We start from the raw sequence: 14,191 nt of genomic DNA on the forward strand, positions 1-14,191 counted from the left end.
GCGTGCCCCCGAAAGGAGGCACGCGCCGTCGTACGTTTGAAGCGTCTAAAGCGTTTGGAGCCTTAGCTGAACAACTCGCTTTTGGGCTCGTTGTTCTTGACCTTCTGCCATCCGAGCCACAGCACCAATGCGAAGAACGGGATCGTGGCAAGGGTCCACAGGCCCAGGAGGAAGACCTCGCCGGTCTCCTTGTCCGTCATGGAATCGAAACCGATCAGCACGGTGATGGCCAGCAGCGCAATGAGGCCGAGCCAGCTGGTCCACGGCGAACCGGGCATCGGCAGGCTGGAGACGTTGCCGCGCTTCTTTCGCAGGGCAATCTGGCTCGCGAAGATGGAGCCCCAGGTGAAGATCACGCCGATGGACGCGGTGTTCAGTGCGAGGTCGAACGCATGCGAGCCGCCCAGCCAGATGTTGAGGAGAATTCCCACCAGGTACACGCCACCGATGGCCAGGATGGCCGCGTACGGCACGTGGCGTGTGGACATCTTGGTGAGCCATTGCGGAGCGTGGCCGTTGTTGGCCATGGTGCGGAAGATGCGGCCGATCGAGTACAGGCCCGAGTTGCAGGAGGACAGCGCGGCGGTGATGACGATCATGTTCATGACGTCACCCATCCAGCCGAGGCCCATCTGGCCGAACACGGTAACGAACGGCGAGGTGCCTGCCACGTACTGGTCGGACGGCAGCAGCATAGCCAGCAGCGTCACCGAACCGACGTAGAAGACCACAATACGGATCACGACGGCGCGGATCGCCTTGGGAACTTCGCGTTCCGGGTTTTCCATCTCACCAGCAGTAATGCCGACGAGCTCGATGGCGTTGTAAGCGAAGATCACGGCGTTGAGGACCAGGATCATCACCAGGCCGCCCTTGGGGAACATGCCACCGTCTTCGTGGAAGAGGTTGGCCACAGACGCGTTTCCGTCGCCCACCTTGGCGTTGGTGACCACCATGAATGTGCCAACAGCCAGGAAGATCACGATTGCCGCGACCTTGAGGCAGGATGCCCAGAATTCGAATTCGCCGAACGCCTTGACGCTGAACAGGTTCACGGCCACCAGCAGCACCAATGCGGCAATGGCGGACAGTTCAATGGGCACGTTGGGGAAGAAGAACTGGAAGTACAGGCCGATTGCGATCAGCTCAGCAATGCCTGTCATGGCCCAGTTGATGAAGTACATCCAGCCGGAAAGGAAGGCGCCCTTCTTGCCGAACATTTCGCCGGCGTAGCTTACGAACGAGCCGGAGGTCTGGCGGTACATGATGAGTTCGCCGAGGGCGCGCATCAGCAGGTATGCGATGACGCCGGCAATGGCGTAGGAGAAGATCAGGGCCGGGCCGGTGGAGGCCAGGCGGCCACCGGCGCCCATGAAGAGGCCGACGCCAATAGCGCCACCCATGGCGATCATGGTGACGTGACGGCGGCTCAGGGTCTTCTGATATCCCTCGGCGCTGAGGTTGGAGTCCGAGGCTGCAGATGAGGCCTTGGGGCTCTGGAGATCTGTGGGAGTACTTTGCGGCACAGCTGTTCCTTGTGGGTTGGGGTGTTGCTGTAGGTGTTACGCCAGTGCCGGGACACAGGCGGCTTTGGCACACAAAATTCGATCTTTCCCTCTTTGGAGGGCACGAAGTGTGACAAAGGACGCAGAACGCCGAAGCTTCGCGCAACCCGTCTATCTTACGGGATTAACGCGAATGCCCGTGACGCAGGCAACAGGTGGCTGCGGATAAGGTTTATTCCGGCTACGCCGCGGCTCTGGTTCCCAGGTATATCGAGCTGCGATCCGAGCCCGTGATCTGGTCGGCCAACACGGCGGCCTGCTCCCACAAGGGCGCCACCATCCCGTACACCTCACCGCGGTGCTGGGCGCACTCGCCCACAGCGTAAATGTCCTCCTCGTCCATCACCCTCAGGTGGTCGTCCACCACGATTCCGCGCTCAACCGCCAAACCACTAACGACGGCGACGTCAACGTTCGGTCGGACGCCTGCGGAGACCACCACCATGTGGCAGTCGATTTCAGGTTCGTTGCGTACGCTCAGTCCCGTGATGCGATCAGCCCCGAGGATCGCGGTGACCCGGCTTCCGGAAAGAACCTCCACCTCCAGACCGCAGGACTCCAGACCTCGGGCTGCTTCCAGAGCGAATGAGTCCCCGCCAATCACCGCTGCCCGTCGGTGGTGCTCCTGCTGAGCGAACGTGATCATCCTGCGGGCATCGTCCAGGGTTCGGAAGGTAAAGACTCCGTGGCGGATGGCTCCGCTGGGTGTGTAGAGCCCCGCCATGGGCGGCAGAAACGGGTGGCTGCCGGTTGCGATGATCAGATGGTGGTATTGGACCACTCGTCCGTCGGCGGCGAAGACGTGCTTGCTGAACTTGTCGATGCGTTCCACCCGGACCCCCGAGTGGAGTGTGATGTTGTTCTCCTGGTACCAGGGCAAGGAATTGAGGAGGATGTCCGCCTCACTTTCCTTCCCGGACAGCACCCGCCCAAGCCTGGTCCGGTTGTAATTCCCATAGGGTTCGTCGCCGAACACCGTGATGTCGAAAAGATCCGCGCCACCCCTGGCCAGGACCTCTTCCACTGCCCGCGCGCCGGCCGTGCCGTTGCCGATCACCACCAGCCGCTTCTTCACCAGCACGCTCATCAGTGCTCCACCATCCCCAGGTCCACCACCACATATCCCCTGGTTCCCACGGGAGCCACGATGAAAAGCTCAATCACCGATCCGCCCTCGGTGTCTTCCACTACCCTGAGCGGGATATGAACATCGCTCTTGGCTCCAATGGGGAAATAGCGCATGGGAATGCGGTCCCGCATCAGCACCACGGTGACCAGTTCCGGGCTCGAATTGCCCCCGCGAAAGTAGAGCGTCTGGTTGATAACGCCATCGGGCACGAAGTGGGAGAGCTCGGCATGGAGGGGCACCGGTTTGTCCAGGCCAGCGCCGTCAAAGGTGTAGATGCCCTGCAGGAAGAGATTCTGAATGATCACGGGACAAGTCCTTTCGGCCGTTCCCTTCCCATGATCCATTGCCGCTGTTTCAGGACGCTCGACGCCGTGTTTCCACCTTCGGGCCATGCGGTAACCATCTCTTTGCCAACAGCTCACCGGCAGGGAAGCCGCCCGGGGACTACTGCAATTCGCCGCCCTGCATCCCGTACCGCACCCACGTGCCCGCAGCGGGGCGGGCATGGTGGGAAGCACTTCGATCGAACCACTCCCCCAACGCACGATCGTGGCTCACAATCACCACCGTGCCCTCAAAGGAAGCAAGAGCCGCTTCCAGCTGCTCCACCAACACCGGGGCCAGATGGTTGGTTGGCTCGTCCACGATCATGGTGTCGAATCCACCCAGGAGGAGCCGGGCAAGGGCAAGTCGGCGCTGTTGACCTGCGGACAAACCGCCCACAGGAACGTGGAATTCGGCCGGCCGGAACAGCCCCAGCCGCAGCAGCCCCTCAGCATGTTCGTCGATGTTGCCGCCCAATCCCGCAGCGAACGCAGGGAGCAGCCGCAGCCCGGGCCGGGCGGGCACCTCGAGTTCTTGTTGCAGATAGCCCACCTTGCCGTTGACGTTCACAGTGCCTGCAGCGGGCTCCAGAGTCCGGGCAAGGACGGACAGCAGCGTGGACTTGCCAGCGCCGTTGGGGCCGGTGATGAGCACTTTCTGTCCGGTTTCCACCCTAAGATCGGTGGGCTGGAGACGCCCGGGGACACTCACACCTCTGGCTTCCAACGCGGGAGCGGACGCAATCTCCGCCACGGCCGCGGCCCGGGACGGTGCTGCCAATTTCAACGGCACTGGTGGCCGATCCACCGGGTTGTCCTCGAGCCTGCGCAGCCGCTCCTGGGCGTTACGGACCTTACTGGCCGCGGCGCTTTGCCAGGTTCCGGTCTTGAATCCGAACGCCATCTTGTCGTTGTCGCGTTTGCGGCCATAGCCCATGCCATCTGCAACCGTGGCAGCCTGGTGGCGTTCAGCAGCCATGGCGTCGAGCCATTGATCGTATTCCTGGATCCAGCGGGCACGCTCGGCCGCCTTTTCGCGGAGGTAGCCCTCATATCCGTTCCCGTACCGGTTTACGGACCGCCGGTCAGCGTCAACTTCGATGATGGTGCTGGCCACCTTCCGCAGCAGCACGCGATCGTGCGAGACCACCACAACCGTGCCCCGATGCGCCGCCAATCTCGACTCAAGCCAGGCCGTGCCGTTCGCATCCAGATGATTGGTGGGCTCGTCCAGCAGCAAGGCCTCAGCCGGGTCGGCCAAAAGACAGGCCAGCGCTACCCGCTCCTGCTCGCCGCCGGACAAAGACCCCAGTGTTCGACGCCGGTCCAAGCCTCCCAGCCCCAGCTTGTCCAACGCTGATTCCACCCGGGATTCGGCAGCGTAGCCTTCACGGAGTTGGTACTCCGTTTGCAGGCTTCCGTAGAGCTCCAAATCCTCCGAATCGGCGTCAGCCAAACCCGACTCAAGCTCGGCAATACGTGCCTCCAGGGAACGCAGCGAACCAAGGGAAGCATCAATGGCGTCACCTACGGTCAGGGACTCGGAGAACCCGTGGGTTTGCGCGAGGTAACCCACGCGGTAGCCGGGGTTACCGGACAAACCCGCCGTGCCGTCGTCGGGCGTCTCCACACCGGCCAGCAAGCGAAGCATGGTGGATTTACCGGCGCCGTTTTCGCCGACAATAGCGACGTGTTCGCCGTGGTGGATGGCCAGGTCAACAGCATTCAGGAGTTGGCGGTCCCCGTAGCCGTGGGAAACGCTGGAAAGGTGCAGGTGGTTAGTCAAGAGGAATCCTCGCAAGTCCGCAGTGGGTGGCAGAAAGCCATGTGGGTACTCGGGATGCAGCCGTTGGGAGGGGGCTGCGCTCAAGACTTCATTGCTCAAGCCTGACGGCGGAAGCCGGATGCGTCAAGCCGACGCAACACCCCTTGGCGTCAGTTGTTCCGAAATACCATTGTGATGACACCAAAATGGCGTCACAATGGTGTCATGCAGATAAACCAGTACATCACGGCGGTGCAGCACCAGCTGGAGACCGCCGCCGAGGCTGGCGGCCCGGAGGCTCGCGCCCTCAGCGAACGCCTCACTGCCGCTGTCGAATCCACGGTCCGTCTGATCCTCCTGGAGGCCCTCTCTGATGCCGCCAGCGAGATTACCTTGGAGCTCGCTCCCGGGTCCGTGGAAGTCAGGCTCCGGGGCCGTGACCCGGAATTCGTGGTCACAAATCCGCACGGCGGGGACTTCGAGGCCATGATCGAACAAACCATCCAAGGCACCATGGCACCAGAAGACTTTGATGGCACCAGTACCTCGCGCACCACGCTCCGGCTTCCGGATCAGCTCAAGCAACAAGTTGAAGAGGCGGCCGGCCGGGACAGCCTTTCCGTGAACTCCTGGCTGGTCCGCACCATCGCCGAAGCGTTGAACGGCGGCAACGCGCCCAGGAAAGGCACACGCCGCGAACCCGGCGAGCAAAACTTCACAGGATGGGCCCGCTAATGGCAACCTTCCAGACCCCCCAGCCAATCGCCGTCGTCATTGACGTCTCCGTCCGCGGCGATATCCAGGTGGTAGCCCAAGATCGCCACGACACCGAGGTGACGGTCCAACCCCGCAAGGCCACACGAAACCTGGACGTCAAAATGGCCGAGCAGACCACCGTGGACTACTCCGACGGCCGCCTGCAGGTAAGGCTTCACCCATCGTTCCGCCATAGCTGGTTCAGCGACGGCGGCGCTGTAGAGATCACGGTGGAGGTTCCTACCGGCAGCAGCCTGGAGCTGAAGTCCGCCATGGGAGACCTCCGTTGCGAAGGCGAATTCGGCGCAGCCGACCTCAAAACCGACCTTGGCCACATCCGCGTCGATCACTGCGGCGAGCTGCGGGCACACACGGACATGGGAGACATCACGGTGGAGCACGCTGTGGGCCGGTCCCGAATCAAGACGGGCTCAGGAAAAATCCGCATCCATCACCTGGACGGAGTTGCCACCGTCAAGAACGGCAATGGCAATACGTACATCGCCCACGCTTCCGGAGAACTGAGCGTTAGCGCAGCCAACGGCGACATTTCGCTGGAACGGGCCGGCCTTTCCACCACCGTCAAAACATCCAGCGGCGATGTCACCGTGGGCGAAGTGGCCGCCGGCAGCCTCACAGTTCAGACTGCTGCCGGCACGCTGGCCGTGGGTGTGTCTGAAGGCACTGCCGCGTGGCTCGACCTCAGCACCAAATACGGACGTGTGCGCAATGCCCTCGAAGCTACCAACGGACCGGGCGACACCGTGGACAGAGTGGAGATCCGCGCCCGCAACGCCTATGGCGATATCGCGGTGATGCGGTCCCCTGTCAGCGCGCGGTAGCTGTGGCGAGGGCCCGCTTCCTGCGGGCTTTGGCCAGTCGCGTACCGATCAGTCCCTGCCGCGGGCTGAACAGATACACAAAGCCGAACACCACTCCCTGAGTAAGGACCACCATGGCCCCGGAAGCCGTGTCCAGATAGTAGCTGAGGTAGATGCCGGCCACGGAGCACACCACTGAAATGACGGGGGCAATCACCAGCATCCGGGCGAACCGGTCGGTCAGCAGGTACGCGGTGGCACCCGGGATGATCAGCATGGCCACCACCAGCACCACACCCACAGTCTGAAGGGCAACCACGGAGGTCAGCGCAAGCAGGCCCAAGAGCAGTGCCCCGAGCCTTTTGGGTGACAGACCAATCGCGTGGGCGTGCGTAGGGTCAAAGGCGTAGAGCGTGAGGTCACGGCGTTTGAGGATCAGGATCGCGAAGGCCACCACACCCAGAACCACCACCTGGATGAGGTCCGGAACACTGACACCCAGGAGGTTGCCGAAGATGATGTGGTTCAGGTCGGTCTGGCTCGGGGTCACTGAGATCAGCACCAGGCCCAGTGCGAACAGCGACGTGAACACAATGCCGATCGCCGCATCTTCCTTCACACGGCTGGTATTGCGCACCACGCCGATCAATGTCACCGCGATCAGCGCGAACACCAAGGCACCCAACGCAAATGGCGCACCCACAATGTAGGCGAGGACGACGCCGGGAAGCACCGCGTGCGAGACGGCGTCGCCCATGAGGGACCAGCCGATCAGGACGAGCCAGCAGCTCAGGACGGCGCATACCACCGCAGCGATGGCGGTGGTTGCCAGGGCCCGGACCATGAAGTCGTAGCTGAGGGGTTCCAGGAGGAATTCCATGGCTTAGCCCCTGTTCATGACATCGAGGCCGAAGGCCATGGCGAGGTTCTCCGGCTGGAGCACGGTGTCCGGGCTTCCATGCATGAGCACCTTGCGCATCAGGAGCACTGCTTCGTCACAGAGTTGGGGCAGGGCGTGTAGGTCATGGGTGGAGATGAGGATGGTGGCTCCGTTGTCCGCAAGCTCGCGGAGCAGCCTGGTGATAGTAGCCTCAGACCGTTTATCCACGCCCGCGAACGGCTCGTCCAGCAGCATCATGGTGGCGCCTTGCGCAATGCCGCGGGCAACGAAAGCCCGCTTTTTCTGCCCACCGGACAATTGACCGATCTGCCGGTCGGCGTACTCGCTCAGCTCCACGCGTTCCAAAGCATGCTCGACGGCGTCCCGGTCCGCTTTGCGGGGACGGCGCGTGAATCCCAGGTGCCCGTAACGGCCCATCATCACCACATCCCGGACGGACAGGGGAAATGCCCAGTCAACGTCCTCGCTTTGGGGAACGTAGCCGATCCCCGCGTCCTTGCGCATCTTCACTGGAGGTTGACCGTTGATGAGCACCCTGCCGGAATCCGGTTTGACCATGCCCATGATGACTTTGAAGAGGGTGGACTTGCCGGAGCCATTCATGCCCACCAATCCGCAGATCCGCGAATGGTCCAAGGTGAGGGATGCCTTGTCCAGGGCCAGGACGTCACCGTAGTGAACCGTGACGCCCTCAACAGCGATCGTGGGTGTGCTCATGAGGTTCCTCCTGTCAGCGCCGTGGTGATGACCTTTGCGTCATGGCGCATGAGGTCCAGGTACGTGGGAACGGGCCCGTCCGCTTCAGAGAGGGAATCAACGTAGAGCACCCCGCCGAACTTGGCATCGGTGGCTCCGACAACCTGCTGCATGGGGGCGTCGGACACCGTGGACTCACAGAACACCGCCGGAACTTGGTTGTCCTTGACGAACTCGATGGCCCGCGTGATCTGCTGTGGCGTGGCCTGCTGCTCTGCGTTCACGGCCCAGATGTAGACCTCTTTGAGGCCGGCATCGCGGGCCAGGTAGGAGAATGCGCCTTCACAGGTGACCAGGGCCCTCTGTTTTTCCGAAAGTACGGACAGTTTGGACACCATTTCGTCCTGCACGGCCTGAAGTTGGGTGTTGTAGGCCTTCGCGTTGGCTTCGAACTCGGCGGCGTGGGACGGGTCCAGCTTGGCGAAAGCCGTGGCCATGTTGTTGGCGTAGATCTGAACGTTCTTGGGAGACATCCACGCATGCGGGTTCGGCTTGCCTTGGTAGGAATCCTCGGCAATGGGAATGACCTCCACCCCATCACTGACTACTGCGTGCGGCACATCCAGGTCTTCGACGAACTGGGCGAACCAGGCCTCGAGGTTGAGCCCGTTGTCCAGAATGAGATCGGCCTGGGCGGCCTTGCGAATGTCCCCCGGCGTTGGCTCGTAGCCGTGGATCTCAGCTCCGGCTTTGGTGATGGACTCGACGCGAAGCTTGTCCCCCGCAACGTTCTTGGCCACGTCCGCCAGGACTGTGAAAGTCGTGAGCACCACGGGCTTGTCATCACCTCCCGCAGAAGAATTCCCTCCGCACGCGGTGACTCCCAGGGCAAGTGAGATCGCGGTAAGGACAGCAGCGAAACGGCGGACGTCTTTGGCGCGCCGAAACGAAAAGTTAGGCATACCGAAAATTGTAGCGACGCATGGGCCGCCCGGCAAAGCTAGGCTGGTCATATGGGCACTCTTTCCACCAAGGCACCTGAGTTCAAGTTCACTGCCTTGGACGGCCTCGCCGTTGCCGTCTACGTAGGCTTCACGGCCTACTTCCTGCTGGCCGGTGAGACGCTCAACCTCCTGATGCTGCAGCTTTTCGCGAACCCGGCCACAGCGTCGTTTGCCGTCAACGCAATCTTTTATGCCGGCGTCGGAATATTCTCCGTGGCGTCTGCCTGGCGTGTGGCCGGCCGCGACCTGAAGATACTGGGGACCCGGCCGTGGTTCACGCTGGGCATGGTGCCGCTCGCCATCGTGGTGATGCTGATACTTACGGCACTTCTGGTGGCGGCCTTCGGAGGCGTTCAAAGCTCTGAAAACCAACTGGGCATCCAGGGCATGCTGCAACAGGTCCCCGCGTGGTTAATGGTGCCACTATTGGTGATCCTGGGTCCATTCGTGGAGGAGTACCTTTTCCGTCATCTCCTGATCGGCAAGTTGTCGCAGTACCTGAACATCTGGATCTGCTGCGTGATCTCCGTAGTGGTTTTCGCATCCATCCACGTGGTGGGCCGCGAAGGGCTTGCTTTGCCCGCGTTGGCACCGTACTTGGGGATGGCCGTGGTGCTGGTGGGGGTCTATGTGTGGACGGGGAAAAACCTGATGTTCTCCTACTTTGTGCACGCCGCCAAGAACCTCATGGCCGTTGTCCTGATCTACGCTGTTCCCCCCGAACTCCTCCCCAACTAACTGGCATTAGTGGTAACGCGGACGGAAGCTGACCGCAAGGCCCTACCCGGCCACCCGCAGTCGGGAATAGCTTGAGGGCATGACACTGAACATCCAGGTAGTAGTCGATTGCAAGAAGCCCCACGAACTCGCCGATTGGTGGGCAGAAACCATTGAGTGGACCGTGGAGCCCCAGGACGAGGCCTTTATCCGCTCCATGATCGAGCAGGGCCACGCCACCGAGGCCCAGACCATCACCCACAAGGGCAAGCTGGTGTGGGCCGAGGGCTGCGCAATTGTGCCCGCCGAGGACAAAGACCCCAAGACGGGCCGGCGGATCCTGTTCCAAACGGATCCCAACCAAAAGTCCGTCAAAAACCGCGTCCATTGGGATGTGCGCCTGGACGGCCGGGACAAGGACGACATGCGGAAACAGCTGGAAGCACGCGGTGCCAAACACTTATGGACCGCCAACCAAGGACCCCACGAATGGCACACCATGGCCGACCCCGAGGGCAACGAGTTCTGCATCAGCTAAGGCCATTACTAGACTCAGGGTGTGAACAACCAACTCCCTGCCAAGGTTTCCGACGTCTTTGACCCCTCACGCTGGCGCACCGTTTCCGGCTTCGACGACTTCAAAGACATGACCTATCACCGGCAGGTTGAGCGTTCAACGGACGGCTCCGTCAAGGACCTGCCCACGGTCCGCATCGCCTTCAACCGCCCCGAGGTCCGTAACGCGTTCCGCCCGGGCACCGTGGACGAGCTCTACCGCGCCATGGACCATGCCCGCATGACACCCGACGTCGCCACCGTCCTGCTCACGGGTAACGGCCCCTCGGAGAAAGACGGCGGCCACTCGTTCTGCTCCGGCGGAGACCAGCGGATCCGCGGCAGGGACGGGTACCGCTATGCCGAAGGGGATACCCAGGAGACCATAGACCCCGCCCGCGCCGGCCGCCTCCACATTCTTGAAGTCCAGCGGCTCATGCGGACTATGCCCAAAGTGGTGATCGCTGTGGTGAACGGTTGGGCGGCAGGTGGTGGCCATTCATTGCACGTGGTCAGCGACCTCACCATCGCCTCGCGCGAGCACGGCAAGTTCAAGCAGACCGACGCCACCGTGGGAAGTTTCGACGCCGGATACGGCTCTGCGCTGCTGGCCCGCCAAATCGGTCAGAAGGCCGCGCGGGAGATCTTCTTCCTGGCCCGCGAATACTCTGCCGAAGACATGGTCCGGATGGGCGCTGTCAACGAGGCCGTGGATCATGAACGGCTGGAAGAAGTGGCCCTGGAATACGCCGCGGACATCGCCCGCCAATCTCCGCAGGCCATTCGCATGCTCAAGTTTGCCTTCAACCTGGCAGACGACGGCCTCGCCGGGCAGCAGGTATTTGCCGGCGAAGCCACCCGCCTCGCGTACATGACGGACGAGGCCGTGGAGGGCAAAGAAGCGTTCCTCCAGAAGCGCGATCCCGACTGGTCCAACTTCCCTTACTACTTCTAGGACACCCGGTGGACATCGATCCCATACTCAAAGCCCTGATGGCCGCCCTCCACGGCGAGGGCCCCGCCGTCGAAATCGTCGTGGACGAACTCGGCGAGCCGCAAGCGGTTCCGGTGGAGACCGGCGTCGAAGAGGCAGCCGTTGTGGTCCGCACCTCCGGCTCCACGGGGACGCCCAAAGCCACCGTTCTGACCATTGACGCCCTGGCTGCGTCCTCCGTGTCCACAGCCATGGCCCTGCGCGGCGAAGGCCAGTGGCTGCTGGCCCTCCCCCTGCAGTATGTGGCCGGGGTTCAGGTGCTGGTCCGTTCGCTGTATGCGGGCACGCGCCCGTGGGTCATGGACCAGTCCAGTGGCTTCACGCCTGAGGCCTTCACCGCTGCGGCCGAGGAACTCACGGACAAGATCCGGTTCACCTCTTTGGTGCCCACGCAGCTCCAGCGGCTGCTGGACTCCCCCGCGCCGGAAACCCTCGCCGTGCTGCGCCGCTTCAACGCGATTCTGCTGGGCGGCGCGCCCGCTTCGGCTGAACTCCTCAGCACTGCCCGGGAGCAGGGACTCAAGGTGGTGACCACCTACGGCTCAGCCGAGACTTGCGGTGGGTGCGTCTACGACGGCGAGCCGTTGGACGGCGTCGAGGTCCGCATCGGCCAGGGCGAACTGGAAGGCCGCATCCTGCTGGGTGGCGACACCGTGGCGGCAGGCTATATGGATGCTGCCCGGGCTTCAAAGGCTGCGTTCTTCGAGGAAGACGGGACCCGCTGGTACATCACCGGGGATCTTGGGGAACTGTCCGACGACGGCAAGCTTACGGTTCTGGGCCGCGCCGATGACGTGATCATCACCGGCGGCGTCAAAGCCTCCGCCGCATACATCCAAGGCAAGTTGGAAGAGCTCGACGGCGTCACCGCGGCTTTCGTGACCGGCGTCCCGTCGCGCGAATGGGGCCAGGCCGTGGCAGCCTACGTTGCCGTGACCGATCCCTCGCCCGAAGGCGTGAAGGGATTCACCGCCCGACGCGAAGAGGCACTGGGCGTCCTTGCACCCAAGACGGTGCTGGCCGAGAAGGAACTGCCGATGCTTCCCAACGGAAAACCGGACCGCATGGCCATGATTGACCTGCTTTCCAATCTGCATCAGGGACAATAGACACGTTCTTCCTCCCGAGCCTGACTCAAGATCAACCGCGAAATACACGAGGTACTACACGTGGCGACAGCTGCACAATGGATTCAAGGAGCCCGGCTCCGCACACTGCCCGCGGCGATTGCGCCGGTCCTCATCGGTTCGGCAGCGGCGTACGAGCTCCAGGCTTTCCGGCTGCCGAACGCGATCCTGGCGGCACTTGTGGCTCTCTTGCTTCAAATCGGAGTCAACTACGCCAACGACTACTCGGACGGGATCCGCGGGACGGACGAGGACCGGGTGGGTCCTCTTCGCTTGGTGGGTTCCGGCGCAGCTAAACCGGAGCAGGTGAAATGGGCAGCCTTCGCGCTATTCGGGGCGGCGATGATCTGCGGCCTGATCCTGGTGATCATTACCCAGACGTGGTGGCTGATCCTGGTGGGCATTGGCTGCGTCCTGGCAGCTTGGGGATACACCGGCGGGAAGAACCCCTACGGGTACCTGGGCTTGGGTGACGTCTTTGTCTTCGTGTTCTTCGGTCTTGTGGCCACCCTTGGCACCACCTACACCCAGGCCGGGCAGGTCAGCCTCGCCGCGGTGATTGGTGCGATCGGCACCGGGCTCATTGCCTGCGCATTGCTGATGGCCAACAACGTGAGGGACATCCCCACGGATGCGGCAGCAGGAAAGCGCACCCTTGCTGTGCGGCTTGGTGACAGGCATGCCCGTGAAAGCTACGTCCTGATGCTGGCCGTCGCCATTCTGCTGGTGATCGTGCTGGCACCCACCAAACCGTGGATGCTCATTGTCCTGCTGCTGATCCCCGCGTGCCTCATGCCTGCCTGGCTGATGGTGAACGGCAAGAAGCGCAAGAGCCTCATCCCGGTCCTCAAGCAGACCGGCATGATCAACCTCGGCTACAGCCTGCTGTTCTCGCTGGGGCTGATCCTAAGCCGCGGCTTCTAAACCTTTATACGAGTTTTTGTACAGCTAACGCCCCCAAGAAGCTCTCTTAGGGGCGTTAGCTGTACAAAAACTTCTAGACAGTGCCCGGGCGTTTGTCGTTGTTAACGGCGATGTCCGGGTTTTTCTCTACCAAGCCGTCCTCGGCTGCGGCGTCTTCAACCTCACCCGCGGTGCGAATCGGCTTGGCCCGCCCGGAGAAACGCTCGCGCATGGCCGCAGTGGCGGCGTCGCGCTGTTTTTGGAAGAAGAGGTAGCTGATGGCGAAGGCAATCAGACCGGCGAACACCACAGCCAGGATCCAACCAACCCCCAAAAAGGCGAACAACACGAACAACGGCACGAACAGTGCCAGGCGGATGAGGGAATACTTCAGGAAAGCCACCATCCAAGTTTAGCCGCCCGGATGGTTGCACTCTGATCACAGCCGCAAGAGGGCGTCCAGTGATTGGCTTCCGGCGACTAGACTTGGTGCATGCTCCGGGTTGTAGGCGTCGTCATTGTACTGGTCATCTTTGTCTATGCCTTGGTGGACGTCATCCGCACCGACGGCCACCAGACACGCGGGATCTCCAAACCCGCGTGGATCATTGTGATGATCGTCCTCCCGCTGCTGGGCGCGATCCTCTGGTTCATTTTCGGCCGCCCTTACAACAAACCCAAAGCCGCACCGGTTCGACGCCAGCCCACAGCTCCGGATGACGACCCCGAATTCCTCCGCAACCTGGAAACCCGCCGCCGTAACCAGGCTGAAGACGATCGCCTGAAAAAGCTCAAAGCGGACTTGGAAGCCAAGGAACGCGATCTTGGCGAGAAGCCCGGCGATGGCAGCGGCGACGCCAAAAACAACGGATTCAAACCCGGCGATGCCAAGCGTACCGAGCCGGATCCGCATGATACGGACGAGCTGAAGTAGG

General features: G+C 62.3%; 16 protein-coding genes. 8 read left to right on the forward strand and 8 right to left on the reverse strand.

The window, feature by feature from the left end; genetic code table 11:
• Window positions 1-62: 62 nt before the first annotated feature.
• The 4 genes from MOD31_RS04910 to MOD31_RS04925 all read right to left on the reverse strand — a co-directional run bounded on the left by MOD31_RS04910 (window position 63) and on the right by MOD31_RS04925 (window position 4,803).
• Entirely contained in the window at window positions 63-1,526 is a 1,464-nt protein-coding gene (locus MOD31_RS04910; protein WP_142938120.1) for an amino acid permease, read from the reverse strand.
• 220 nt (window positions 1,527-1,746) lie between these two features.
• On the reverse strand, window positions 1,747-2,652 hold the full coding sequence (locus MOD31_RS04915; protein WP_250820019.1) for an NAD(P)/FAD-dependent oxidoreductase: 906 nt from the start codon (window positions 2,650-2,652) through the stop codon (window positions 1,747-1,749).
• Window positions 2,652-2,999 carry a molybdopterin oxidoreductase gene (locus MOD31_RS04920; protein ID WP_142938119.1) on the reverse strand — a complete coding sequence of 116 codons (348 nt, stop codon included), beginning with the start codon at window positions 2,997-2,999 and terminating at the stop codon, window positions 2,652-2,654. The genes MOD31_RS04915 and MOD31_RS04920 overlap by 1 nt, the downstream gene beginning before the upstream one ends.
• A 139-nt stretch (window positions 3,000-3,138) precedes the next feature.
• Entirely contained in the window at window positions 3,139-4,803 is a 1,665-nt protein-coding gene (locus MOD31_RS04925; RefSeq protein ID WP_223940818.1) for an ABC-F family ATP-binding cassette domain-containing protein, read from the reverse strand.
• Window positions 4,804-5,007: 204 nt separating this feature from the next.
• Between MOD31_RS04925 and MOD31_RS04930 the strand changes: the two genes are divergently transcribed.
• Together MOD31_RS04930 and MOD31_RS04935 are read left to right on the forward strand one after the other, a co-directional pair.
• Window positions 5,008-5,517: a histidine kinase gene (locus MOD31_RS04930; RefSeq protein WP_250820020.1), complete on the forward strand. Its 510-nt coding sequence runs from the start codon at window positions 5,008-5,010 to the stop codon at window positions 5,515-5,517.
• Window positions 5,517-6,380 (forward strand): DUF4097 family beta strand repeat-containing protein, encoded by an 864-nt coding sequence (locus MOD31_RS04935; protein ID WP_142938116.1) that lies wholly within the window; start codon window positions 5,517-5,519, stop codon window positions 6,378-6,380. The genes MOD31_RS04930 and MOD31_RS04935 overlap by 1 nt, the downstream gene beginning before the upstream one ends.
• Here the strand turns inward: MOD31_RS04935 and MOD31_RS04940 are convergent.
• The 3 genes from MOD31_RS04940 to MOD31_RS04950 are packed head-to-tail and all read right to left on the reverse strand — an operon-like array spanning window position 6,367 to window position 8,918.
• Window positions 6,367-7,239, reverse strand: a complete 873-nt coding sequence (locus MOD31_RS04940) for a metal ABC transporter permease (protein WP_250820021.1) — start codon at window positions 7,237-7,239, stop codon at window positions 6,367-6,369. The two genes, MOD31_RS04935 and MOD31_RS04940, sit on opposite strands and share 14 nt — an antisense overlap.
• A 3-nt stretch (window positions 7,240-7,242) precedes the next feature.
• Window positions 7,243-7,977: a metal ABC transporter ATP-binding protein gene (locus tag MOD31_RS04945; protein WP_250820022.1), complete on the reverse strand. Its 735-nt coding sequence runs from the start codon at window positions 7,975-7,977 to the stop codon at window positions 7,243-7,245.
• A complete protein-coding gene (locus MOD31_RS04950; RefSeq protein ID WP_250820023.1) occupies window positions 7,974-8,918 on the reverse strand; it encodes a metal ABC transporter substrate-binding protein in 945 nt (314 codons plus the stop codon). Before MOD31_RS04950 ends, MOD31_RS04945 begins: the two co-directional genes overlap by 4 nt.
• A gap of 51 nt (window positions 8,919-8,969) precedes the next feature.
• On the opposite strand from MOD31_RS04950, the gene MOD31_RS04955 reads away from it, so the two are divergent.
• The 5 genes from MOD31_RS04955 (at window position 8,970) to MOD31_RS04975 (ending at window position 13,277) form a co-directional block, all read left to right on the forward strand.
• A complete protein-coding gene (locus MOD31_RS04955) occupies window positions 8,970-9,698 on the forward strand; it encodes a CPBP family intramembrane glutamic endopeptidase (protein WP_166841784.1) in 729 nt (242 codons plus the stop codon).
• Between the two features lie 79 nt (window positions 9,699-9,777).
• Window positions 9,778-10,215, forward strand: a complete 438-nt coding sequence (locus MOD31_RS04960; RefSeq protein ID WP_250820024.1) for a VOC family protein — start codon at window positions 9,778-9,780, stop codon at window positions 10,213-10,215.
• Between the two features lie 21 nt (window positions 10,216-10,236).
• Window positions 10,237-11,187, forward strand: a complete 951-nt coding sequence (locus MOD31_RS04965) for a 1,4-dihydroxy-2-naphthoyl-CoA synthase (protein ID WP_223940822.1) — start codon at window positions 10,237-10,239, stop codon at window positions 11,185-11,187.
• An 8-nt stretch (window positions 11,188-11,195) separates the two neighbouring features.
• Window positions 11,196-12,335, forward strand: a complete 1,140-nt coding sequence (locus MOD31_RS04970; RefSeq protein WP_250820025.1) for an AMP-binding protein — start codon at window positions 11,196-11,198, stop codon at window positions 12,333-12,335.
• Between the two features lie 60 nt (window positions 12,336-12,395).
• Window positions 12,396-13,277: a 1,4-dihydroxy-2-naphthoate polyprenyltransferase gene (locus tag MOD31_RS04975; RefSeq protein WP_142938108.1), complete on the forward strand. Its 882-nt coding sequence runs from the start codon at window positions 12,396-12,398 to the stop codon at window positions 13,275-13,277.
• Window positions 13,278-13,350: 73 nt separating this feature from the next.
• Here MOD31_RS04975 and MOD31_RS04980 read toward each other — a convergent pair whose 3' ends face one another.
• Window positions 13,351-13,662 (reverse strand): DUF4229 domain-containing protein, encoded by a 312-nt coding sequence (locus MOD31_RS04980; RefSeq protein ID WP_062071864.1) that lies wholly within the window; start codon window positions 13,660-13,662, stop codon window positions 13,351-13,353.
• Window positions 13,663-13,749: 87 nt separating this feature from the next.
• Between MOD31_RS04980 and MOD31_RS04985 the strand changes: the two genes are divergently transcribed.
• Complete coding sequence (locus tag MOD31_RS04985) at window positions 13,750-14,190, forward strand: PLD nuclease N-terminal domain-containing protein (protein ID WP_142938106.1); 441 nt, start codon at window positions 13,750-13,752, stop codon at window positions 14,188-14,190.
• The last annotated feature ends 1 nt before the right edge of the window (window position 14,191 follow it).

It is taken from the genome of Paenarthrobacter sp. TYUT067 (assembly GCF_023656375.1).
In the GTDB taxonomy this organism is placed as follows: domain Bacteria; phylum Actinomycetota; class Actinomycetes; order Actinomycetales; family Micrococcaceae; genus Arthrobacter.